22 protein-coding genes and 1 pseudogene are annotated in these 22,847 nt (G+C 64.8%); 9 read left to right on the plus strand and 14 right to left on the minus strand.

Features of this window, described 5'->3' with window-relative positions; translation table 11 throughout:
* Nucleotides 1-48: 48 nt before the first annotated feature.
* From xdhC to JWN03_RS38970, 9 genes are all read right to left on the minus strand, one after another.
* Entirely contained in the window at nucleotides 49-945 is an 897-nt protein-coding gene (xdhC, locus tag JWN03_RS38930) for a xanthine dehydrogenase accessory protein XdhC (protein WP_297626384.1), read from the minus strand.
* Between the two features lies 1 nt (nucleotide 946).
* Nucleotides 947-3,370 carry a xanthine dehydrogenase molybdopterin binding subunit gene (gene xdhB / locus JWN03_RS38935; protein ID WP_297626317.1) on the minus strand — a complete coding sequence of 808 codons (2,424 nt, stop codon included), beginning with the start codon at nucleotides 3,368-3,370 and terminating at the stop codon, nucleotides 947-949.
* Nucleotides 3,371-3,443: 73 nt separating this feature from the next.
* Nucleotides 3,444-4,937 (minus strand): xanthine dehydrogenase small subunit, encoded by a 1,494-nt coding sequence (locus tag JWN03_RS38940; RefSeq protein ID WP_297626320.1) that lies wholly within the window; start codon nucleotides 4,935-4,937, stop codon nucleotides 3,444-3,446.
* Between the two features lie 489 nt (nucleotides 4,938-5,426).
* A complete protein-coding gene (locus JWN03_RS38945) occupies nucleotides 5,427-6,071 on the minus strand; it encodes a histidine phosphatase family protein (RefSeq protein ID WP_297626323.1) in 645 nt (214 codons plus the stop codon).
* The gene (locus JWN03_RS38950; RefSeq protein ID WP_297626326.1) at nucleotides 6,068-7,867 is read right to left on the minus strand and encodes a carbamoyltransferase family protein; all 1,800 of its coding nucleotides are present in this window, start codon (nucleotides 7,865-7,867) and stop codon (nucleotides 6,068-6,070) included. Before JWN03_RS38950 ends, JWN03_RS38945 begins: the two co-directional genes overlap by 4 nt.
* 17 nt (nucleotides 7,868-7,884) lie before the next feature.
* Entirely contained in the window at nucleotides 7,885-8,985 is a 1,101-nt protein-coding gene (locus JWN03_RS38955; protein WP_297626329.1) for an NAD(P)/FAD-dependent oxidoreductase, read from the minus strand.
* The gene (locus JWN03_RS38960) at nucleotides 8,982-9,950 is read right to left on the minus strand and encodes a hypothetical protein (RefSeq protein ID WP_297626332.1); all 969 of its coding nucleotides are present in this window, start codon (nucleotides 9,948-9,950) and stop codon (nucleotides 8,982-8,984) included. Before JWN03_RS38960 ends, JWN03_RS38955 begins: the two co-directional genes overlap by 4 nt.
* Before the next feature lie 35 nt (nucleotides 9,951-9,985).
* Complete coding sequence (locus tag JWN03_RS38965; RefSeq protein WP_297626334.1) at nucleotides 9,986-10,450, minus strand: SRPBCC family protein; 465 nt, start codon at nucleotides 10,448-10,450, stop codon at nucleotides 9,986-9,988.
* A gap of 275 nt (nucleotides 10,451-10,725) precedes the next feature.
* Nucleotides 10,726-11,202, minus strand: a complete 477-nt coding sequence (locus tag JWN03_RS38970; RefSeq protein WP_297626337.1) for a hypothetical protein — start codon at nucleotides 11,200-11,202, stop codon at nucleotides 10,726-10,728.
* A 192-nt stretch (nucleotides 11,203-11,394) separates the two neighbouring features.
* Here JWN03_RS38970 and JWN03_RS38975 point away from each other — a divergent pair, with 192 nt between their 5' ends.
* The 3 genes from JWN03_RS38975 to JWN03_RS38985 are packed head-to-tail and all read left to right on the plus strand — an operon-like array spanning nucleotide 11,395 to nucleotide 13,855.
* On the plus strand, nucleotides 11,395-11,913 hold the full coding sequence (locus tag JWN03_RS38975) for a LysM peptidoglycan-binding domain-containing protein (protein WP_297626340.1): 519 nt from the start codon (nucleotides 11,395-11,397) through the stop codon (nucleotides 11,911-11,913).
* A gap of 60 nt (nucleotides 11,914-11,973) precedes the next feature.
* Nucleotides 11,974-12,372: an NAD(P)-dependent oxidoreductase gene (locus JWN03_RS38980; protein ID WP_297626343.1), complete on the plus strand. Its 399-nt coding sequence runs from the start codon at nucleotides 11,974-11,976 to the stop codon at nucleotides 12,370-12,372.
* A gap of 55 nt (nucleotides 12,373-12,427) precedes the next feature.
* Entirely contained in the window at nucleotides 12,428-13,855 is a 1,428-nt protein-coding gene (locus JWN03_RS38985) for an amino acid permease (protein ID WP_297626346.1), read from the plus strand.
* 55 nt (nucleotides 13,856-13,910) lie between these two features.
* Here the strand turns inward: JWN03_RS38985 and JWN03_RS38990 are convergent.
* The 4 genes and pseudogenes from JWN03_RS38990 to JWN03_RS39005 form a co-directional block, all read right to left on the minus strand.
* Nucleotides 13,911-14,696 (minus strand): annotated as a pseudogene (locus JWN03_RS38990) (EamA family transporter); the annotation flags it as partial.
* Nucleotides 14,697-14,872: 176 nt separating this feature from the next.
* On the minus strand, nucleotides 14,873-15,448 hold the full coding sequence (locus JWN03_RS38995; protein WP_297626349.1) for a GNAT family N-acetyltransferase: 576 nt from the start codon (nucleotides 15,446-15,448) through the stop codon (nucleotides 14,873-14,875).
* 59 nt (nucleotides 15,449-15,507) lie between these two features.
* Nucleotides 15,508-16,422 carry a non-homologous end joining protein Ku gene (gene ku, locus JWN03_RS39000; RefSeq protein ID WP_297626352.1) on the minus strand — a complete coding sequence of 305 codons (915 nt, stop codon included), beginning with the start codon at nucleotides 16,420-16,422 and terminating at the stop codon, nucleotides 15,508-15,510.
* A gap of 669 nt (nucleotides 16,423-17,091) precedes the next feature.
* Entirely contained in the window at nucleotides 17,092-17,499 is a 408-nt protein-coding gene (locus JWN03_RS39005; RefSeq protein WP_297626355.1) for a RidA family protein, read from the minus strand.
* Between the two features lie 149 nt (nucleotides 17,500-17,648).
* On the opposite strand from JWN03_RS39005, the gene JWN03_RS39010 reads away from it, so the two are divergent.
* The 5 genes from JWN03_RS39010 to JWN03_RS39030 all read left to right on the plus strand — a co-directional run bounded on the left by JWN03_RS39010 (nucleotide 17,649) and on the right by JWN03_RS39030 (nucleotide 20,567).
* Nucleotides 17,649-17,801: a hypothetical protein gene (locus JWN03_RS39010; protein WP_297626360.1), complete on the plus strand. Its 153-nt coding sequence runs from the start codon at nucleotides 17,649-17,651 to the stop codon at nucleotides 17,799-17,801.
* A gap of 153 nt (nucleotides 17,802-17,954) precedes the next feature.
* Nucleotides 17,955-18,425 (plus strand): hypothetical protein, encoded by a 471-nt coding sequence (locus tag JWN03_RS39015; RefSeq protein ID WP_297626363.1) that lies wholly within the window; start codon nucleotides 17,955-17,957, stop codon nucleotides 18,423-18,425.
* Nucleotides 18,426-19,051: 626 nt separating this feature from the next.
* Nucleotides 19,052-19,390: an ArsR/SmtB family transcription factor gene (locus JWN03_RS39020; RefSeq protein WP_297626366.1), complete on the plus strand. Its 339-nt coding sequence runs from the start codon at nucleotides 19,052-19,054 to the stop codon at nucleotides 19,388-19,390.
* A gap of 1 nt (nucleotide 19,391) precedes the next feature.
* Nucleotides 19,392-20,096 carry a dihydrofolate reductase family protein gene (locus tag JWN03_RS39025; RefSeq protein WP_297626369.1) on the plus strand — a complete coding sequence of 235 codons (705 nt, stop codon included), beginning with the start codon at nucleotides 19,392-19,394 and terminating at the stop codon, nucleotides 20,094-20,096.
* A 9-nt stretch (nucleotides 20,097-20,105) separates the two neighbouring features.
* On the plus strand, nucleotides 20,106-20,567 hold the full coding sequence (locus tag JWN03_RS39030) for an SRPBCC domain-containing protein (RefSeq protein ID WP_297626371.1): 462 nt from the start codon (nucleotides 20,106-20,108) through the stop codon (nucleotides 20,565-20,567).
* A gap of 264 nt (nucleotides 20,568-20,831) precedes the next feature.
* Here JWN03_RS39030 and JWN03_RS39035 read toward each other — a convergent pair whose 3' ends face one another.
* Nucleotides 20,832-21,386: a DUF6301 family protein gene (locus JWN03_RS39035; RefSeq protein ID WP_297626374.1), complete on the minus strand. Its 555-nt coding sequence runs from the start codon at nucleotides 21,384-21,386 to the stop codon at nucleotides 20,832-20,834.
* A gap of 423 nt (nucleotides 21,387-21,809) precedes the next feature.
* Here JWN03_RS39035 and JWN03_RS39040 point away from each other — a divergent pair.
* The coding region (locus JWN03_RS39040; RefSeq protein ID WP_297626376.1) for an IS3 family transposase at nucleotides 21,810-22,847 on the plus strand (1,038 nt) is incomplete at its 3' end.

Below are 22,847 nucleotides of genomic sequence, written 5' to 3' on the forward strand. Positions count from 1 at the left end.
AAATACGGTGGGGATTACCCGGATGAAGTACATCGCACCCGGGCGGAGTCAGCTAGGGGTGGAAGACATGAAGACCTCCGCAGGCTGAGACCGGCTTTTCGTAGACTTTGCCAAGCGGCCGGCAGGCGCGCTGTCGGCCGTCCGGTCCTGTTCGAACGCCCGGAGCAGGTCTGCCGCAACGCTTACCGCGATCGTGGCAGGTTCCTTTCCGGTGATTCCGGTGATGCCGATCGGGGTCTTGATCCGGTCGATGGCGGCCGTGCCGAGGCCGCCCTCGGTGGCCAGGCGCTGCCGGAACCGCGCCCATTTGGCGGACGAGCCGATCAATCCGATCGAACCGAGATCGGTATTGCGCACGGCCGCGTCGCACAGCGCGGCGTCCTCGGCGTGATCGTGCGTCATGATCAGGACGTGGGTGCCGGGCGGTAGCTCCGCGAGCACCTCCTCCGGAAGCAGCGGGGTGTGGTGCACGTGGATCTGTGCCATCGCATCCGAGAGCACGCTGAGGCGTTCGTCGGTGAGTACGTCCGGGCGGGTATCGATCAGGTGCAGATCGAGGTTGTGCCGGGCCAGGATTCGGGCCAGCTCCAGCCCCACGTGCCCGACGCCGAAGATCGCCACCGCGGGGCCCACCGGCAGTGGTTCGAGCAGTACGGTGACCGCTCCGCCGCAGCACTGCACGCCGTGCCGGTTGGTGACCTTGTCGTTGAGTGCGAATTCCATCAGTTCCGGCTCCGGATCTCGCGTGCCCATCAGCTCGCGGGCCCGATCGATCGCGACGGCCTCGATATTGCCGCCCCCGATCGAACCCCACGTCTGCGTCTGTCCCACCACGAGTTTGGCGCCGGCCCGGCGTGGCGCGTGGCCGCGCACGGTCGCGACGGTCACCAGCGCGCCGGGCTCCCGGCGAGCTCGTAACTCCGCGACCGCGGCCACCCAGCCCATGTCAGACACGGCTCAAAACACTTGCATCGGTGGAGATCTCGTTGCCGGCGTGGCCGTTGCTATAGCCATTGCCGTTGGCGTGGCCATTGTGCTGCGCGTCGGTGCTGCGGGCTGTTTCGATCGCCCAGTAGACCGCTTCCGGAGTAGCGGGGCACCCGAGATCCACACTGGTTCCGGCGGGCCCGAACGCCGCGGCGGCCTGCCGCAATGCCTCGCGCACGGAGAAGGCCAGCATCAGCGGCGGTTCACCGACCGCCTTGGATCCGTACACCGCGCCTTCCTCGGTCGCGTTCTCCATCAGCGTGACATTGAATTCCTCGGGCATCTCCGAGAAGCTCGGCAGCTTGTAGGTGCTGGCCGCCTGCGTCAGGAACCGCCCGCGGTTGGGTCCGTCGCTGGTATCCCAGCGCAGGTCTTCCAGCGTCAGCCAGCCCGCGCCCTGTACGAATCCGCCCTCGACCTGACCGATGTCGATCAGCGGCGAGAGGCTGTCACCGACGTCGTGCACGATATCGACACGGCGGATGCGGTAGCCGCCGGTGAAGCCGTCCACCTCGACCTCGGTGGCGGCGGCGCCGTAGGAGAAGTACTTGAACGGCGAGCCCTGGAAGATCTTCGCATCCCAGTGCAGGCCCTCGGTGCGGTAGTAACCGGAGGCCGACAGCTGAACTCGCTGCATATAGGCGGTGCGGACCAGGGTGTCCCAGTCCAGCTCCTTATCGCTACCGAGGACCCGGGCGACACCCTCGACGATGCGGACATCCGCGGCGTTCGTGCCCAGCTGAGTTGCGGCGACCTCGACAAGCCGGGCGCGCAACTGCTCACAGGCATTCTTGATCGCGCCGCCGTTGAGGTCCGCTCCGGAGCTGGCCGCGGTGGCAGAGGTGTTGGGCACCTTGTCCGTTCGCGTCGGAGCCAAGCGCACCTTGTGCAGCGGAATGCCGAGCGTGGTCGCGGCGACCTGCATCATCTTGGTGTGCAGGCCCTGGCCCATTTCGGTGCCGCCGTGGTTGATCAGGACGGAGCCGTCCTTGTAGATCAGCACCAGCGAGCCGCCCTGGTTGAAGGCGGTGAGGTTGAACGAGATGCCGAACTTGATATTGGTGATCGCCAAGGCGCGCTTGGTATTCGGATGTGCGGCATTGAAGGCCGCGATCTCGCGCTGCCGCCCGGCCCAGTCGGCGCTGTCCTGCACCTCGTGCCAGATCTTGCCGATCCGGTCGGTCTGGCCGACCGGCTGCCCGTACGGCGTGGACTGACCCGGCTGGTAGAAGTTCCGCTCCCGCAATTCGGCCGGATCCAGACCCAGCAGCGGCGCGCACCTGCCCAGGATGTCCTCCATGACCAGCATGCCCTGCGGACCGCCGAAGCCCCGGAAAGCGGTGTTGGACACCGTGTTCGACTGGGCGATGCGACCGGCGACCTGCGCATTGGGAATCCAGTACGTGTTGTCGATATGGCACAGCGCGCGGGCCAGCACCGGTTCCGACAGATCCAGGCTCCAGCCGCCGTCCGCCGTCAGGGTCGCGTCCAGGGCCTGGATACGGCCGTCGGCGTCGAAGCCGATCTTCCAGGTGGAGTGGAAGCCGTGCCGCTTACCGGACATGGTCAGATCCTGAGTCCGGTTGAGCCGCAGCCGAACCGGCCGGCCGGTCAGCTTGGCGCCGAGTGCGGCGATGGCGGCGAACCCGTGCGGCTGCATCTCCTTACCGCCGAAACCGCCACCCATGCGCAGACACTGCACGGTCACCTCGTGGCTGTGCAGACCGAGTACGTGCGCGACGATTTCCTGGGTCTCGGAAGGATGCTGGGTGCTGCTCTGGATGAACATCTGACCGGACTCGTCGACCTGGGCCAGCGCGCAGTGCGTCTCCAGATAGAAGTGCTCCTGGCCCTTGAACTCGAACTCGCCGCTGAAGACATGCGCCGAATTGGCGAAGCCGTCCTCGATATCACCGCGAATCATCATGGGCCGGGCGCCATGGAAACTGTCGGCCTCGATCGCTTCCCGGACCGAGACGATCGCTGGCAGTTCCTCGAGTTCGACCTCGACGGCCGCCGCGCCCAGCCGGGCCGCTTCCAGCGTGTCGCCCAGCACCCAGGCCACCGCGTGGCCGTGGAACATGACCTCTGTCGGGAACAGCGGCTCGTCGTGCTTCATACCGGCATCGTTGACGCCGGGCACATCGTCGATGGTGAGTACGCGCACCACGCCGGGCACCGCGAGCGCGGCCTCGGTGCGCAGGGCGGTGATCCGGCCGTGGGCCTTCATGACCTGAACCGGGAAGGCGTGCAGCACGTCCTTGGTGCGGTACACCAGGTCGTCGGTGTAGAGCGCGGTACCCGTGACGTGCAGCGACGCGCTCTCATGCGGCATAGGAACGCCGACTACAGGCTTCTCGGGGCGTTCGGAAAGATGACTCATGACTCCGCCTCGCTGGCGCTCGGCTCCGTCAAGAGCCATGGACGCTGTGTTATCGATTCGCTCGCAAGCTCGCTCATGACAGCACCGCCTCGGTGGTTTGCGCGTACAGCTTTTCGAGACTCCGGCCCAGCATCGCGGACCGGTATTCGGCACTGGCGCGGTGATCGCTCATCGGTGTGCCCTCGGACTTCAAGATCGCGGCGGCCTCCGCAACGGTCTCCGCCGACCACGGTCGGCCTATGAGCGCGGCCTCGGTATCGCGGGCGCGGATCGGGGTGGCGGCGACGCCACCCAGGCCGATGCGCACCGAGCGAACAAGTCCGTCCTCGATATCCAGTGCGAAAGCGACTGCCACGCTGGAGATATCGTCGAAGCGGCGCTTGGCGATCTTGTGGAACACCGTCACCTGCGCCAGCGGCAGCGGGATGCGCACCGCACGGATCAGTTCGTCCGGCCGTCGCACGCTCTGTCGGTAGCCGGTGAAGTAGTCGGCCAACTCGATGACCCGCTCCCCGTCGGCGGAGGCGAGCACCACGGACGCACCGAGGGCGAGCAGTGCGGGCGGGCTGTCACCGATGGGCGAACCGGTACCCAGGTTGCCGCCGAAGGTGGCGTTATTGCGGATGAGCCGGGAGGCGAACTGCGGGAACAACTGTGCGAGCAAAGGCACGCTGCCGTCGAGGCGTCGTTCGATTTCGGTGAGCGGAACCGCGGCGCCGATTTCGATGTGATCCGATTCCACGCGCAGCTCCCGCAATTCCGGGAGACGATCGATCGCGATCACGTAATTCGCGCGCCGGGCACGGATATTCACCTCCACGCCCCAGTCGGTGGAGCCGGCGACGAGCACCGCATCGGGGCGCTCACGCAAGAGCTGTACCGCTTCGGCCAGGGTTTCCGGGCGCCGGAAGGTGCGATCGTCCACGGTGTACTCGGTGGCAACCGGTGCGGGCGCGGGCTGCTCACGGCGCTGCGCGAGCGGATCCTCGGGGCTCGGATCGGCGAGGGCGAATGCCGCATCGCGGATCGGGCGGTAGCCGGTGCAACGGCAGAGGTTTCCGCTCAGCGAGTGCAGGTCGAAGCCGTTGGGGCCGTGCTCGTGGTCGGACGCATCCTCGTGGCCGTGTGCATCAGCCTCGGTGCTGGTCGCAGCCGCGGAAGCGCAGCGGCCGGGGCGATAGTATTCGGAGGCCATACTGCAGACGAATCCCGGTGTGCAGTAACCGCATTGCGAGCCACCGCGGACGGCCATCTCCCGCTGCACCGGGTGCAGCTCGGTGGGTACGCCCGCGGCGTCGACCGTTCCGAGTCCTTCGGCGGTGACGATCTCCTGGCCGTCGAGGGAGGCGACGGGGACCAAACAGGCGTTGACCGCGACCCAGTCGGTGGGCTGGTTCACGCCCGGGCGGGCCACCATGATCGAACATGCACCGCATTCCCCCTCGGCGCAGCCTTCCTTGCTCCCGGTGAAACCACGGTCACGAAGGAAATCCAGGACCGTTGTGTGGGGTGCCGCCGGGGAAATCGGGGTGACCTCCCCATTGACCGTGATTCGCGCCGCTACCATGGCACATCCTCATTTCGGTGCGCGGTCGATCTGATAATCCTAGTCGCCATTTCAGTAGCTTTCTATTTTGTCGGCGCCGTCCGGAGAACCCGGAGCGCAAATCAGCACGCACAGAGGTGCCGCAGGCGGTGACAGAGATCGGAATGTGCCGGTGCCGTATTCGGGTACACCGGGAAGGGGCTGCTCAGCAGCCGTGCGCTACCCGACCCGGAACCCACACGGTGCGGTGAGCGAGGCGACGCAGGTCGGAGATGGTGAACATACGACTTCGTCTCCTTCCAGCAGCTCATGAGTCTGTTCAATCGAAACTACGTCGCTGTAGGACCATCGGTCAAGCTGACGTGCGGGGACCGGCGACGGTTTGTAAGAAGCTATGACAAACCGGCCGCTGACCTACAAATGTGTCGGCTTTTCACACAAATGAATATGGCGGCAGTGTTTCTCGCGGTAAACGCATCATTGCAATACAACCCGGCGGTGTCGAGGAGCTCAGCGCAGATGTGATGTGTCGTTCAGCAATCGCACGGACGCGTTCCCGTCCCCGTAATAAGCCACTTCCGACACCGAGGCCGCCGCCAGCTCCATCCGGAACAGCGACTCGTGCGGCGCGCCGAGTGCCAGCCGGACCAGCGTCCGCAGCGGGGCAACGTGCGAGACGACCAGCACCGTCCGCCCCGCGTACCTGGCCAGTAGCTTGTCCCGCGACAGGGTGACCCGGCGCGTCACTACCTCGAACGATTCACCTGTTCCGCCCGGAACCGCAGTCGGGGACTTCCGCCACGCGGCCAGCTCGTCCGGGTGGCGTTCGCGCGCTTCGGCGAAGGTAAGGCCTTCCCAGACGCCGAAATCCGCCTCGCGCAGCCCCTCGTCGATTTGGACCTCCAGGCCTAGTTGCCGCGCTGCGACTTCGGCAGTCTGGCGGCACCGGCGCAGCGGCGAGGACACCACCGCCCGCACTGTGCCGCGCGCCGCGAGCAGACCCGCGGCGGCTGCGGCCTGCCGTCGCCCGGCCTCGGACAACGCAGGGTCGGAGCCGCCGCTGCCGGAGAGCCGCTTTTCGGGCGTCAGTGGCGTCTCGCCGTGCCGCAGCAGCACAAGCGTCGTCGGCGACTCGAGGTCGAGTCCGAGTGTCATGCGGTGGGGGCGGCTTTCGTGACGAAGTGGTTGCCGATCACGAGATAGTCGATCTCGGTGCCGAGGAAGCAGTTCAGCGCGTCGGCGGGGGTGCAGACGATCGGCTCGCCCGCCACATTGAACGAGGTATTGATCAGACATGGAACGTCGGTCAATGCGGTGAACCGGCGCAGCAGAGCTGCCAGTCGCGGGGTGTCCTGATCGGTGATCGTCTGCACTCTGGACGTGCCGTCCACGTGGGTCGCACCCGGGATCACGTCGTGGAACTCGGGCCGCACCGGAAACACGAAAGTCATGTACGGCGAACGGGTTTTGCGGCCCATCTCGAAGACCTTCGGCGCGTCCGCCTCCAGCACCAGTGGTGCGAACGGACGGAACGGTTCCCGGTGCTTGACCCTGGTATTGATGACGTCCTTGATATCCGGGAACTTCGGGTTCGCCAGGATACTGCGGTGCCCCAATGCCCTTGGGCCATGCTCGATCCGGCCCTCGAACCAGCCGATGACCACCTTTTCGGTGAGCAGTTTCGACACCTGATCGACGATCTCGTCATCACTGAGCCTGGTCCAGCCCACTCGATCGCTGAACTCCCGCAGGGTCTGCTCGATCGTCGAGTCGTCGAATTCCGGTCCGAGATAAGGAGTTACACGCGGCGTGGGCTTTGCCTTGTCGGCGGTGTCCGGGTGATTGACCCAGACGTGGACCGCTGCGCCGATGACGATGCCCGTATCGCTGGCACCGAAACTCACCTCCATATCGTCGAACCGCGACCCCTCGAACAGCGGAGTGTTGTTGAGGCAGTTCAGTGCCACGCCGCCCTCGAACAGCAAGTGGTTCAGATCCGACTTGGCTTCCAGGGCGCGGAGCTGGTGGCTCGTGACGACTGTCAGCATCTCCTGCGCTGCGGCGGCCACCCGGGACTGGTACTCGACGGTGTCCTGGAACGGACCGAAATACTGCTCGAAGAGCGGCTCGAGGCTGCGCGGGTTGTCCGTCGCGAGTGGTTGGCGGAAGGTGTATCGCCCGTCCTCGTGCAGTTCGACGAGGTGCTCGACAAACGGGTTCGGCGACGGGGGATCGGCGTATCCGGACAGGCCCATGACCTTGTACTCGTCGTTATTGGGCACGAAGCCCAGGAATCGCGTGATCGCGCCGAACAGCAGGCCGATCGAATACTCCGCCCCGATGGTCGACTCGTCGAAGACGCGGATCCGGCCGTCGCGGACTTCGCCCATCAGCGCCGAAAACACCTCTGCGCGACCATCACTGATGAGGAACGCGCTGTCCTTCATCCCCGCCAGGTAGTAGCCGGTCATCGCGTGCGCGAGGTGATGCGGTACGAACACCACCTTGTCCGGATCGGGGGTGAAACCGGTGCGGGCGGCGAAGTCGGCCAGGATCGCCTCGTGGCTGACGACCTCGGTGAACAGCGTGCCGATATTGTCCAGCAGGGCCATTTTCGCCGAGGGCGGCATCGGCGCGGACGTGATGCCATGCACCATTTGGTCCAACACCTCGGTCGAGAAATTCCAGGGGATGGCGATCAGGTCGATGTCGGAGAATCGCAATCCCGTCTGGTCGAGACACCATTTCACCGATTTGAACGGGAAGTCGGTGGTCTTCTTCTCCCGGTTGAGCCGCTCTTCCTCCACGGCGGCGACCAGTTCGCCGTCCACCAGGAGCGCAGCACCGGCGTCGTGGCCGAGCAGGTAGTGCTTATCGGTGCCGACCGCGCCGAAATGATCGGCGAAGACTTCCGAGACTCGGGTGAAACCGTTGCAGCCCAAGACAATCATGACAATTTCCTTCTCTGCTACACGGCTTCGACAGGGCAGCGATCGGTAGCGAGGCCCGCCGTGTCGATCCAGGTTTGCTTGTCGGCCAGGAGATCTCGGACGATCTCGCCCGCCGCGGGTGCTTGGCACAGTCCCTGGCCGGAGAATCCTGCCGCGTAGAGGAAAGGCCGGGAAGGATCTCGGCCGATGAAGGCCGCCCCGTCCGGGCTGCCGTCGAAGTCGCCGCTCCAGCCGCGCTCGATGCGGACGCCCGCGAGGGCGGGGTAGGTGGTGCCGAGTTGCTGTGACAGTCGTTCGAGCCAGGTCTGCCGTGATTCGCCCGGGTCGGGGCGGCCCATTCCGATGAGAATGCGGTCCTGCCACGCGCGAATCCGCAGGCTGGAGGGATGCAGGGTCATCGGCAGTGTGGTGAGCGGGGCGGCGGGCGTGTCGGTGAGGAGCAATTCGATGGGATACGTGGTCACGGGGAGACGGACGCCGGCCATCTCGGCCACCGTTCGCGACCACGGCCCTGCCGCGCAGACGATGGTTTCGGCACGGATGGTGCCGGCAGGGGTGTGGACCTGCCAGTCGGGGTCGATGCCGGTGACGGGAGTCTCCGTGCGCAACAGCGCGCCGACATCCCGGGCGGCGGTGGCGTAGCCGTGCACAATCGCGGCGGGGTCGCAGGCGTAGGCCTCGGGGGCCCAGGCCGCCGCCACGATGGCGCGCTCGTCGAGCAGCGGATTGAGTTGCGCCGCTTCGGATGCGGTCACGAGCTCGACGTCCACTCCGGCGGCGTGCTGGGCGGCTCGGTCCCGCCGGAAGGCCGCCACCTGCTGGTTCTCGGTGAACAGCACCAAGAAACCGACACGCTGCAGGCCGAGCGTGGTTCCGGTCCGCTCGGCGAGGTCGTGATACGCCGCCAGGCTGCGGACGGCAAGGCTGCCGGTGCGGGCATCGCCGGGAAAATAGGTGCGCACCACGCCCGCGGTGGACCCGGATGCTCCCGATCCGAGACTGCCGCGCTCCAAAAGCACTGTGCGGACCCCTGATTCGGCGAGATGGCACGCTATCGAGGTGCCGATGACGCCGCCGCCGATGACGAGGGCATCGGTGCGTTCGGGCAGACCGCTCATGACTGCTGACCCACTTCGGCGGGGCGTTGCCGGCGCAGGTGGTCTCCGGCGTCCCACGGGAACAGGTGCAGATTCCAGCCGCCCAGGCAGTTGACGTAGAGGGCCATCTGACTCGCCACGGCGAGGAAGTCGTCACGGTCGAGGTCGTCGAGGCAGGCCAGGAAGCGCTGGGTGAAGGACCACAGCTTCTCCAGACCGCAGTAGCCCAGGAACTCGGCCGGGATACCGATCAACAGGCGTGCCATCTGGCGCAGCGAATCCATCGGCATATCCGTGACGGCGGCTCGGACCAGGCCGCCGTACGTGGCGTAGCCCAGCGGGCGGGTCTCACCGTTGACGAACAGCAGGGTGGGCAGCACCGTCTCGAAACTGCCTGCCCCGGAGGCGATTCGCCCTCGGTGCAGATCGGCGAGCTCGGGTGGTTCGGTCAGCCAGATCTGCCCGGTCTCGGTGTACACGTCGTGGATCAGGCGGTTCGCGTCAGGATCGGCGGCGGTCAAATGGGGAATGCGGTGGCCGCCTGCCGTGCCTGCCCTGCGGACCTCCGCCAGGATCGGCTTCTTCGTCGAATAGACCGAATCCCAGATAGCCTGACCGGCTTCGAGCAGAGCGGGCATATCCGCCGCACGGATCCGGCCGACCGGGGAGGCCGGCATCGGTTCGCTCAAGGGACCGTACTTGATGCCCACATGCTGTAGCGCGGAACAGAACACCGTTCCGTCGGGCGCCTCGCGCCGGTCAGCGATCCGAGTGGATGCGGGCAGATGGAGCAGGGAGGGTATCGGCGCCACGTGATACAGGTGACTGCCCGCAACCAGTGCGTGTCCCTGCAGACTTCGGTAGGGCAACGACTCCCAGAGCGCATCGGCCAGCTCGGCATTGCGACCGTCGAGTTCCGCGGTCACGGTGATATCCAGATCAGGCCAGGCGATTTCGAGCTGCCGACCGGACAACGTCTTAGTCAAGGGGTACTCCTTCGTTCGATGAGATGCTGTCGCGGCTACTGCTGCGCAAAGAAGTCCCGCACGGAGTCGGTCTGCCCGGCCATCATGGCGATGATCGTCTCGACGACCTCGGCCTCCGCGTCATCGGCGATCGTCAGCTCTCGTGTCCAATCGAAGAAGCTGCGGTTCGGATCATTGGTGATCGGCTGCACGTGAATAGTGGCGAGATAGCGGTCCACGCCCATCGTCGGCTCGATGGATCGGTAGGTCTGCGTTCGCTCCACCTCGTTGCGTCCGGCGACCTCCTGCTGAACAAGGCCGTCGCTGAATACCAGCGTGAAGTTGTACAGCGACGGAACTCGTTCGGGCGCACCGTCTTCGGCCCAATGCACGTCCTTCGCCGCATCTCCGGACACGATCGACACCACCTGCAGGGCATCGCGGACCACAGCCCAGACCGTGTCCGGATCGGCGTCGATGATCGTCGAGTGGTACATCGTGTGCTTGCGCTGGATCGCCACGAGAACTCCTTGTCGGACAAGGGAAATCCCTTGCTTCGTTGCCAGTTGTGTCAGCAGTACACAGGCAACCGAGGGGAGTCGGCCAGGCATGGAAGGCATGAAAACGTCCGCAGGCTGAGAGCGGAGGTTCGTAGACTCATACAAGAGTCCGCAATGTCGGCCATGGCTGGCCTGGCAGTTGTAGTGCGTTGTGTGACTTACGGTTTCGCTGGTCTATACGCCAGCGTGCTCAATTGAGCTGGAGCAGCTGTGCCGAGTACGCCTGTGCCGCAAAATCAATGCGTCGGTAGCCGATCGGTGGAGCCCTCCGCCAGCGCGGCTTCCACATGCGAGATTCCTGCTCCGACGCCACCGTCGAAAGCTCCTTCGTCGAGCGCGGCGAGCCGCTCTCGGGCCGCATCGAGATGGCTCCGGGCCGAAGCGAACGCGCCTAGTCGGCGGAGGTCGTCAGCCAGGTTGAGATGCATCGACGGATAGAAGCCGCGCACACTCAACGACGAATGTTCCTGCTGAGCGCGCTCGTCCGTGAGCACCTCGACCGCGTCCAGTGCCCGCACATCCCAGGTGAGGGCATCGGCCGCATGATCGAACAAATCAGCCAGATAGTGCGCGATGGTGCAGCGATGCAGCGGATCGCCGTCCACGCCCACCGAACTCCATAATTCGGCGAGAGATTCCCGAGCCTGATCGGTATTCCCTTGCCGCCCAAGGGTTACGGCGTCATTGATGGCGGTCATGGTGGCATCGGTCATGCGGCCACCGTAGCCGGGTGGTCCGACAGATTTGGCACTGCGTTTTTTCCGCCTAAAACAAACCAATTGGTCCTAATTGCTGCGCGGCTGGGAGCTGTCGAGTACCGTTTTTCCGGTATGCGCCGGATGAGCGCTACCGGCGTAACTCTCCGATGAAACCCGATCCCACCTCACCCGAAAAGGGGAAACACCGTGGTTGACACGTTGCGCGTAGGAGAAGAACTCGGAACAGGTAAGTCGCTCAATAGTGGTGCGTACTCGCTGACCCTGCAGGACGACGGCAATCTGGTGCTCGAAGAGCCGGGCAAGGTCATCTGGTCGAGCGGCACGAACGGCTCGGGCGTGACCCGGGGCATGTTGCAGCAGGACGGCAACTTCGTGCTCTATGCCGGGGAAGACGCCAAATGGTCGACCAAGACCGACGGCAAGAGCGCCGACCGGCTCACCCTGCAGCCCGATCGGAATCTGGTGCTCTACGGCGGTGATTCCGCCCTCTGGTCCTCCAGCACCGCGACCGACACCCCGATGGCCGCCGAACAGCCGGCGGCGGCCGCGGCGGCCCGCACGTACACGATGGCCGACGGTGACACGCTGTGGGCCGTCGCGGAACAGTTCTACGGCGACGGCAATCGCTTCCAGGAGATCGTCGCGGCCAGCGGTATCGCCGACCCGGACATGGTCAGCGCCGGGCAGGTCCTGACCATCCCGTAGACGCCACACGCCCGAACAGCAGGACCCCGGTCGCTCGCGACCGGGGTCCTGCTCTGAAAGGTGCTGAATACCAGGAACTTCGTTAGTCGTCCGGTAGCGCGTGCCGCAGCCGCATCGGCCGGGTACGCGGTCGCGGAATCCGAGCGGGACTTCTTCGGGCGTTCCGATGTGCTGTCGCTGCACATGCGCCTGGTGGACGCGACACGCGGTATCGTCAACGCTGACGACCTGGCGGCGATGAAACCTACTGCGCTACTGGTCAATACGAGCCGCTCCGGTCTCATCCGGCCGGGCGAGCTGGTGGCGGCCTTGCAACGGGGCCGTCCGGGGTTTGCCGCGCATGATCAACCCCGAGGCACTGGGCACACCGCGAACCGGCCACGCTCTGTGAGATTTCTGCGCGATAACAGGGTGCCGATTAACGGACGAATCGTGCGCCGTCATGATCGTATGGAGTGATCTCGAGTCGGACCTGCGTTGCCAGTCGTGACGCGGCGGGACGAAAGGACACCGCATGTCGATGGCGGAGTTGCGCAGTCAGATCCTGCGCCGCAAACCCCTGGGCGAGATCGAGGACGATACGCCCGCCGATCAACAGCTCGCCAAACACCTGGGCCTCTGGCAGCTGACCGCGATCGGCGTCGGCGGCATTATCGGGGCCGGGATCTTCTCGCTGGCCGGATCGGTGGCGAACAAGACCGCCGGACCCGCCGTATTGATCTCGTTCCTCATCGCCGGACTGGCCAGTGCGTGCGCCGCGCTGTGCTACGCCGAGTTCGCGGGCATGGTGCCCAAGGCCGGTTCGGCCTACACCTACGGCTATGTGGCACTGGGGGAGTTGGGCGGCTGGTTCATCGGATGGGATCTGCTGCTGGAGTACACGGCGGTATCAGCGGTGGTGGCCATCGGCGTCTCCGGCTACTTCAACTTCCTGCTCGATCAGATGGGACTTACGCTGCCGCACTGGATGCTCGGCGCGTCGGGGACCGGTGACGGGCATGTGGTGGATGTCTTCGCCGTGGTGTTCTGCCTGGGTACGGCCTGGGTACTCACGCGCGGCATCAAGAGCGTCGGCCGCTTCGAAACCTTCTTCGTGGCAATCAAGATCGCGGTGGTGCTGCTGATCATCGGACTCGGCGTATTCCATATCGACAGCGCCAATTACACCCCCTACTTCCCCTACGGTCATGCCGCGGTGTGGACAGGCGCGGCGACGGTGTTCTTCGCCGTCTTCGGCTACGACGCCATGAGCACCGCCGCCGAAGAATCCACCGAGGCGAAAAAGCAACTGCCCAAGGCGATTCTGTATTCGCTGGCCATTGCCATGGTGCTGTACGTGCTGGCGACGCTGGTCCTCACCGGCATGCAGAAGTACACCGAGATCAATCCGACGAGTGGCTTCTCCAGCGCCTTCAAATCCGTTGGGCTGCCGGGCATTGCGAATGTCATCGCCGTCGGCGCGATCATCGGCATCGCCACCGTGGTGCTGGCATTCATGCTGGCGACGACACGTGTCTGGTATGCCATGAGCCGCGACGGCCTGCTGCCCGCCTGGTTCGCCAAGACCCACCCGACGCGGCGCGTTCCGACCCGTGTGACCTGGATCGTGGGCGTCGGGTCGGCGATCCTCGCGGGCCTGCTGCCGATCAATACCGTTGCCGAGCTGACGAATATCGGCATTCTGATGGCCTTCATCGTGGTCAGCATTGCCGTGATGGTGCTGCGCTACACGCGTCCCGGGGAGCCGCGCGAATTCCGGCTGCCGCTCATGCCGGTGGTACCGGTCGTCGGGATCGGGTTCTCGATCTATCTGATCTGGTCGCTGCCGTGGGAGACGTGGGTGCGCTTCGTCGTGTGGCTCTTGGTCGGTCTGGTTGTGTACTTCGCCTACTCGCGAAAGCACTCGAAGCTGGAGCATTCCGGCGCCGTGCAGGCAGGGTGAGCAATACCAAACCTAGTGCCAGGACTGCCATTCCGGACCAGGACAGGGGTGAGAGTCGCTCGCCCACCACGGTCACGCCGAGTGCGGCGGCGACCGCGGCTTCGGTCAGGGTGAGGGTGGCGGCGGTGTCGACTGCGGTGTGCCGCAGGCCGTATCCGAACAGTCGATAGGCGAGGAAGGTCGTGAAGACCGCCAGGTACAGCGCGACGGTGAGGCCGCGTGGCGTTGCGAGCCAGTCGATTCCGAGGCTGAGCAGTACCGGCAGCACAAGTAGGGCGGCCATACCGAACATGGCTCCCATGACCGGGGACGATGGCTGCCCTCGGGCGATGAGCTCGCCACCGACCAGTAGATAGCTCGCGTAGGCCAAGCCCGCGCAGAGCGCGAGGGCGACGCCGAGGGGGTCGATCGGCGTGCTCGCTCCACCGAACTCGGACCCGAGAACGAGTGCGAGGCAACCGATCACGGCCACTCCGGTCGCGGCGAGCCATCGATTTTCTGGTCTGCCACGCCCGGTGATCCAGACCAGCAGCCCGGTGAATACAGGCGCACTGGCCAGCGTGGTCACGGTGGCCACGGCGACACCCGTGCGCGCCACCGCTGGGTAGAAGGTGAGCGGGTACGCGGCAACCGCGCACCCGCCCACTGTCAGCAGCCCGCACTCGAACCTGTTGCAGTGCAGGCGATTACCTCGCGAGGTGAGGAGGAGCAGCAACCCGCCGAACACCAGCCCGGCGGAACCCACCGCTGCTGCGGGCGTTCCGGTCGGGGCCAGTGATGCGGCGGTGCCGGTGCTGCCCCACAACACCGCTGCGGCAAGAATCGAAGAACTTTTCGGCACAGTCGTGTACTCCGTCGTCGAATGCTGTGAGCAAGAATTCGCAACGGGCGCACAAGAATTCCAGGCTGCCCAGTGGGGGTCAGCCGGAGCGTGCGGCGGATATCAGCCGGTGCGCCCGATCAGCAGATCGGGGGCGGCGTGACGCAGTGCCAGTAAGAACTCACTCGGCGATCGTATCAGCGGTTGATCCGCGCCCGTCCGCCTTCACCCGCGATGCGGCCCTTGCGGATCAGCTCGCGCTTGGTTCCGGGCATGAGCGTGACCTGGTCGCTATCGGTTTCAGCGGGGTCATCATCGGCGGTCGGTGTCGGATTCGGCCGCACGAACAGCGTGACGGTGGTGCCCTCGGCAAAACCATTGCGCTTCATCAGCGAGGCCGACGCGGTGTTGTGGATCTCCACATCGGTGACGATCCGGCGCGCACCGCTCTCGAACAGGGTGTCGCAGCAGGCGGACATGAGCCGGCCGGCAATCCCGCGGCCCTGCCTATCGGGAGCGACGGCGATCCACTCCAGATAGGCCCAGTCGTCGCGCAGCTCGAACTCCATCGAGCCGAGCACGAATCCCACCACTCGATCGGAGTCCACCGCGACCCAGCAGGAGCGGCCGGCGCTGTCGAGATGCTCGGCCACCGAGGTGAGCGACCAGGATGTGTAGGGCTTGGTGGAGGTGTCGAACACCTCGTAGCCCAGATCGAGTACCTGTCGAAGATGTCCGAGTCCCATGGGGACGATGGCTATGGCCGGTTCCATACCCGACAGTTTGCCAGGTAGATGCTGCGGTGACCCGTTCCGGTCCGGCCCGGTGGTTCCTAAGCGCCTTTACGGGCTTGCTTGGCAGGAGCCTTCTTCGCGGCCTTCTTGACCGGCTTCTTCTCCGGCGCGGCTGCCTTCGCGGCTTTGGGAGCTGTAGCGGGCGCGGCATCACCGCTCTTCGCACTACGCCGCCCGGACGCTTCCAGACTCCGCTGCAGCGCCGCGACCAGGTCCACGACCTCGGCATCCATCTCGGGTGCGGCCGATTCCGGTGCGCGCGTGACCTTGCTGCTCCCGCTGGCAATGGCCTCGTCGAGCAGCTTCTTCAGCTCGATCTGGTATTCGTCCACGTACAGGCCCGGATCGAAATCATCCGACAGCGTGTCGACGAGCGTCTCGGCCATCTGCAGTTCCTGCGGCCGCGGCTCCGCCACGCCGTCGAGCTTGTCGAAGGCCACCGACCGCACCTCATCGGGCCACAGCATGGCCTGCAATACGAGCACGCCGTCGCGCACCCGCAGCGCCCCCAGCCGAGTCTTCTGGCGCAGCGTGAAGTGCACCAGCGCGATCCGATCGGTCTGCTCGAGCGTTTTCGCCAGCAGCACATACGCTTTCGGTGTACTCGAATCGGGTTCCAGGAAGTAACTCTTATCGAAGAAGATCGGATCGATCTGGTCGGCGGGCACGAATTGCAACACCGGAATTTCATGCTTTTCCGCGGCAGGCAGCTTCGAGAAATCCTCATCGGTGAGGATCACCCGATCCCCCTCCGGCGATTCGTACGCCTTATCGATATCCGCGAACTGCACCGGCTGCCCATCCACCGTGCACACCCGCTCGTACCGAATCCGCCCCCCATCAGCAGCATGTACCTGATGGAACTTGATGTCGTGGTCCTCCGTGGCCGTATAAACCTTCACGGGAACATTGACCAACCCGAACGCGATGGAGCCCTTCCAAATGGACCGCATGGTCCGATCGTACTTCGGACGGGCGCTTCTAGCGGTTAACGCATCGCCGACCTGGGGTTTCGGGTGGCTGTCGGTGTCCGCACCCGTCGGCGCTTGTGTCCGGGCGTGAGCGCGGCGGCGTCTCGAAGGTCGTCCCTCCCAATGTTGGGATGGCCCTGGTTGAGGGAGCCTTAATCTCGTCACTATGCAAAGCAGTGTCGAGCAGCTCGAGCGGGTACTGCCTCCACCGCGGCGGTGACGATCCCGACCTGTGGACAACGGTAGTTCGGCCGCGCACAGGGCAGATGTACGATTTCGACCTCGGCATGGTCAATTTCCTGTTCCAGATGCTCAGCGGTCGTCTCGATCCGCCGGACGGTGTGGAATTCGCGGTTGACAGGCCGCACGTATTCGAGTCATGGCGCCACGATAGGCATTGTCATCGGTCATGACTCTCGGCCGAAGCAGCCGGAGTGAACATCCCATAATGCCGCATAGTGCGCGGTTCGAAACGGCCACGCGGCTCTCCCAAAAATCAACAGGGCGAGTTCATTTCGGGGGGCCGCACGACTGTCGGCCGAAGGCACGCCACTGCCGATTACGCGGCGTTAAGCACACGCTTCTCCGCAATCGATGCCCGACGCAGGCACCACCCACCGTAGAAGCCTGCCCACCAGGGCAGGCGCCCGATCACCGGCGCTGAGCCTCCCCGTCGTCCGACCAGGCCATGGCATCGATCTCCACCCGAAGCGCCGGAGAAGCCAGGCCGTTGACATACATCAACGTCATACACGGCGAATGCGAACCGAAGAACTCGGCGAACGCCGCACGCCGGGCCGCGCTGTCGATCTCGCCGACCAGATACACGGTCACCTTGACCAGATCCGCGACGTCCATCCCCGCCGCCGAAAGATTGTGCCGCACATTCTCGAATGCCACCGCGATCTGCTCGACCGGAGATTCGGGCACCGAGCCGTCCACCCGCATGCCGATCTGCCCCGACAGCACCAGCCACCGCCCTCCGGGCCCGACCTCCATCTGGTGCACATACGCCGCCACCGGCGCGTGCACTTCCTGCGGATTGCGCTCGATCTTCACAAAGCTCGACTCTAAAGCGTCCCGCGAAGCACGGCAGGACACGCACACTCCCGCCTCACCGGAATCCGGATGAACCCCACTGAGCGGCAGGTGGATTCATTATCGGCAACGTCCTACATGCTGACGATGCTGCGCAATAGTGAGCTCTCATGCCTCATCCCGCGCTGACCGAACTGGCCTGCGGCGCGCCGCGGCCGGTGAACGTCACCGCCGCCCAGCGCTACGCCACCGACGGGACCATCGGCCTCTTCGGGGGCGCCACGCCCGGAGTCGACTCTATGGAAGCCGCTCGCGGCGCATGAAGAAGCCACTATGACGCGCATGCGAAGCGCAGGGGCATATTGAAGTACGGGCTTTTCAATTTGTACACGCGGGGCCTCACTACGCGGTTACCGTCGGAGCGGCACTCAGGTGCCGGCAACGAGTACTCCAACGGGAAAGTACAGATGAGGCAAATGAGTTGGGCCGCCGTCACGGTGGCCATGCTGGCGATACCGGTCGTCGCGGCGGCATCGGCGTCGGCCACGGTCGACAATGTGAATCTGACACGGGTCTACACCGGCATCGGCGGATGTGAAGGGGCAGGCAATACCTGCACGATCTTGGTGACCACCAGCGGCGCGGACGCCCTGGCACCGGTCACGGTCACCCTGGACGGGCAGAACGTCGGCACCTTCACCCCGCAAGCCGGACCCACGGCCGGCACCGGGACCATCCAGTACGTCTATCACTCGAAGCTTGCCGAAGGCATCTACAGCCTCACCGCCACGCAGGGCTCGTCGACCAAGTCCATGACGGTGCAGAACTGCGGCAGCCAGCCGACCGGCAGCTCCAGTGCCTCGGCCCAGTGCACCGGAAACGATATTCTCGGCGCTCTGCTGATGCCGCTGATCCTCCTCACCGGCTCCGGGCACACACAACTCTGACCGACCAGTTGGGGCAGTGGACGGTACGGAGTGCAGTGGTCGACGGCCACCCAGGCACGCAAAGTGAATCGAACGCCGTTACGCAGCAATGGCTTTCGGCCCATCGGCGAGGTCGCTCTTCTTCATCGACTCCGGTGCGCACGCAAATGGCGCGAAAACGGCCGGTCATCGCAACACCTGCGATGACCGGCCGCTTCCTGTGGTTCTAGCTGGATCGAACCAGCGACCAGGTGACGGAGGTCGGATCTGGCCTTTTGCTTCACTTTCGGTGCTTCTGAGTCAGGAAACTGCTTGAAAGCACTCGAGAATGGAGCAACAGGCCAGTCCGCCGCCATAGGTCGACCGCAGGCAGCTCCCGAACGCGCCGTCATGCCGCGTGGCGTGCGGTTCGAACCAGGCGGTGCGGGCACGTAGAAGATTCACGGGCAGTAGAGATCTGGCGGCGGCCCCGAGGGAGGTCGAGTCCTGCTCGGATGCCGGACAGGGATTCGACGCAGGTTCGCCTCACCGCCACGCGCATCCACGGTGATCGCCGGGATCAGCGGGTGGCCTCACCAGTTCCCATTACCGAGTCATCGAAGTCGAACCGGTTGACGAATCCCGACACCGCCATGATACTTAGGTTTGTGCCTAAGTATCATGGCGAACTCGACGCGTTGCTCCGCGCTCTCGCGGATCCGACGCGTCGAGCCATCGTCGAGCGGTTGGCGAAGTCGCCGGCCGTCGTATCCGAGCTGGCGGCACCGTTCTCGATGGCGTTGCCGTCACTGATGCAGCATCTGCGCGTCCTCGAGGACGCCGGGCTGGTGACGTCACACAAGCTCGGACGCGTTCGCACTGTGAGCCTGCGACCGGGCGCGCTCGATGTCCTGCACCTGTGGCTCGGCGAGTTACGAACCCCCGCAGAACACCAAGCCGACCGGCTCGGAATCCACCTGACCCGCACCACTTCGAAGGAGACCTGATATGACCCGCGTTCGCATCAACTTGTTCGTCTCGCTGGACGGCTTCACCTCGGCGACCGACAACTCCCCCGAAAATCCGATGGGCGAGGACTTTGGCCGCCTCTCAGCAGGCCACCTCGCGACCCGCACGTTCCGCGAGCGCGTATTCGGCGACACCAGCGGCACCGGCACGACCGGCGTCGACGACCGCTACACCGCCGCGTTCTTCGAGGGAGTCGGGGCCGAGATCATGGGCGCGGCCATGTTCGGGCTGCACGCGTTCCCCGGCGACCCGGAATGGAAGGGCTGGTGGGGTGATAAGCCGCCGTTCGGCACGCCGGTCTACGTCCTCACTAACACACTGCGACGCCAAGATTCGTCAATACCGGCCGCGCCGGGTGGATACCCGTACCGCGTGGTCCCGCGGCCGTCGATCCCGATGGAGGGTGGGACGACGTTCCACTTCCGCAGCGGCGCAATCGAGGATGTGCTCGCCGAGGCGACTGCTGCCGCGGGTGGTCGGGACGTGCGCGTCAGCGGTGGCGTCGGCACCGCGCGCGCCTTCCTGCGCGCCGGCCTGGTCGATGACTTGCACCTCATGGTCGCGCCGATCGTCCTGGGCCGGGGAACTGGGCTGTGGGACGATCTGGGCGGTCTCGACCTCACCCACAAGGTGACGACGGAAGTGGCCGAGAGCGGCACGATCCACGTCACGTTCACCCGTTAGGACGCGCCCATGACGACCGAACGCCGACTCGCCCGCGCCGAGTTCACCCTGACTCGCAGCTACCCGGTTCCCGTTGAGCGCGTCTGGGGCGCGTTCGCCGAGGAGCAACAGAAGTTGACCTGGTGGGGTGCCGGCGACGCCATCGAGCCGGGCGAGTGGGCCTTCGACTTCCGGGTCGGCGGCCGCGATGTCGCCGAGGGGAAGTTCCACGACGGTCCGGTGTCGCGGTACGAGGCCACCTACACCGACATCGTCGAGCACATCCGCATCGTCACGACGTACGACATGTGGATCGACGGGGCTCACATGTCAACGTCGGTGGCCTCTCTGGAGTTCGAGCCGAGCGCGGAGGGCACTCGGTTCACCCACGCCGAGCACGGCGTCTTCTTCGACCAGTTCTGGGCCGACGGGCCGAACCGCGAGCAAGGCAGCCGGGGGCTGCTCGATGCTTTGGGCAACTACCTGCGATGACGACTCGGTGAGCTTCAGTCCAAATCCGCGAAACTCGCGCTTGCAGCAACGAGCATCCGCTCATGCCGAGACCTGCGCGTTGGTCGGCCACCCAAACTGGTTGGCCGACAGCTCTTCCTGGTGCGCGCTCATGCCGATGAGCGCTCACGAAATGTGGCCGATCATGAATGCCTACGGGTCTGCGCATGACTCGGCTGGTCAGCGTGCACTGCCTGAAACGGTCGCAATCGAAACATGCAGCTAGAAAGGCAATTCGGACCTGGGCTAGTCCTCGTAACCACCGTCGTCTGAATCTTTCGTCCACTCTCGGTAGAGCGGATTTGTCAACTGCAGGACGACGACCTCGTCACTAAGGAGAAGTGTTATCACAGCGTTTCCACTCGTCCAACTGACCTCCGGCGCTGAGTCGTCGGTCTCGCCCGCTGGGTCGTTGTCGGTCTCGTCATCAACCGGAGCGCCTAGCTCACTACAAATACGACCACGCAACTGCTCGAATGCCCGAACCAACTGCGCTCTGGACGCGATCGTCCCGGCGTCGTCTTCATCGTCGTCGGCAGTGTCCGCGACCCATACGCCTATCCACTTAACGGTTTCTCCAGCATCAGCCATGACGCGGACTACGCCGTCATCGACTTGAGCATGGGCCTTGGGGATTGACACCTTGAGATCTGTCTGGAACGACGTACCCAGTCGCCACGAGTCGATGACCTTCCAACCCGCTCGGTTGCAGAACCGTTCTAGATCTCCTTCAGACCATGTCCAGTGGAAATCTGCTGCGAGGCGGGCGATCCGGATGGCCCCGTCAAGATCGACTTGCATGGTCGGATGCTACTTCCTCCGAAGTCCGATTCCGCTGTCACCCCAATTGAGCACTTGGCTGAGTGCGGATGTTGACCGTGCATGCCACGCGCTGACAATGGCTAACCCGAGTGAGCTCGCATGCCGCATGCCGCGCTGTTCGATACGGCCAACGCGGCACCTCGGAAGATCAACCGGCAGCATCCATCTGGTGTCGGCCGAACGCACGCTTCTGCCGCATACTGAGTCGCCCCGGTGAGTCCAGGGACTTCGTCATCTGTGAAGGATGGAAGTCGTGTCGTCGAGGAAGAAGTACCCGGTCGAGCTGCGTGAGCGAGCGGTTCGGATGTTCGTGGAGATCCGGGATCAGCACGAGTCGGAGTGGGCCGCGATGAAAGCGGTCGCCGATCTACTCGGCGTAGGGACGCCGGAAACGGTCCGCAAGTGGGTGCGTCAGGGCGAGATCGACGGGGGAACCCGTCCCGGCGTGAGCACCGACGAGTCCGCGGAGCTGAAGCGGTTGCGGCGCGAGAACGCAGAACTCAAGCGCACCAACGGAATTCTGAAAGCCGCATCGGTTTTCTTCGCGGCCGAACCCGGCCGGCCCCAGCGCTGACCGTCGCCTTCATCAGCGAACATCAAGGCCGCCGCGCGAGCGGCGGCCTGCGATGGGGTGTCGAGTCGATCTGCGCCGCGCTCGAAGAGCTCGGCGTGAAGATCGCCCCATCGACCTATTACGAACACCGCAACCGGCCCCCGACCCAGCGCGAAAAGCGTGACGAGGAACTGAACGTGCAGATCACGCGCGTGCACAACGAGAACTACAACGTCTACGGGGCCCGGAAAGTATGGCTGCAACTCAATCGTGAGGGCATCGGCGTGGCCCGTTGCCGGGTGGAACGGCTGATGCGCGGCCTCGGATTACGAGGTGCGGTGCGCGGCAAGGCAAAACGCACCACGATCGCTGACCCGGCTGCGGTGCGGCCGGCCGATCTGGTGCGGCGCAAATTCTCTCCACCGGCACCGAATCGGTTGTGGGTAGCCGATTTCACCTATGTCTCGACGTGGTCGGGGTGGGTGTATGTGGCGTTCGTTGTCGATGCCTACGCTCGCCGGATCATCGGCTGGCGCACCTCCACGTCGATGACGACCGGGTTGGTGCTCGATGCGATCGAGCATGCCATCTGGACTCGGAATCGTGGCGGCTGGAACGTGAAAGACGTTGTCCACCACAATGATAGAGGATCCCAATATACATCGATCGCGTTCACTGAACGACTTGCCGAGGCCGGGATCCAACCCTCGGTCGGGGCGGTCGGATCCTCCTATGACAACGCGCTCGCCGAAACGATCAACGGCCTCTACAAGACCGAGCTGATCAAACCGCGCGCTCCGTGGCGGACGGTCGATCATGTCGAGTTGGCCACCGCCGAATGGGTCGATTGGTTCAATCACCGTCGCCTCTACCGCAATTGCGGTGAC

The sequence above is a fragment of the Nocardia sp. genome (assembly GCF_025465275.1).
GTDB lineage: Bacteria > Actinomycetota > Actinomycetes > Mycobacteriales > Mycobacteriaceae > Nocardia.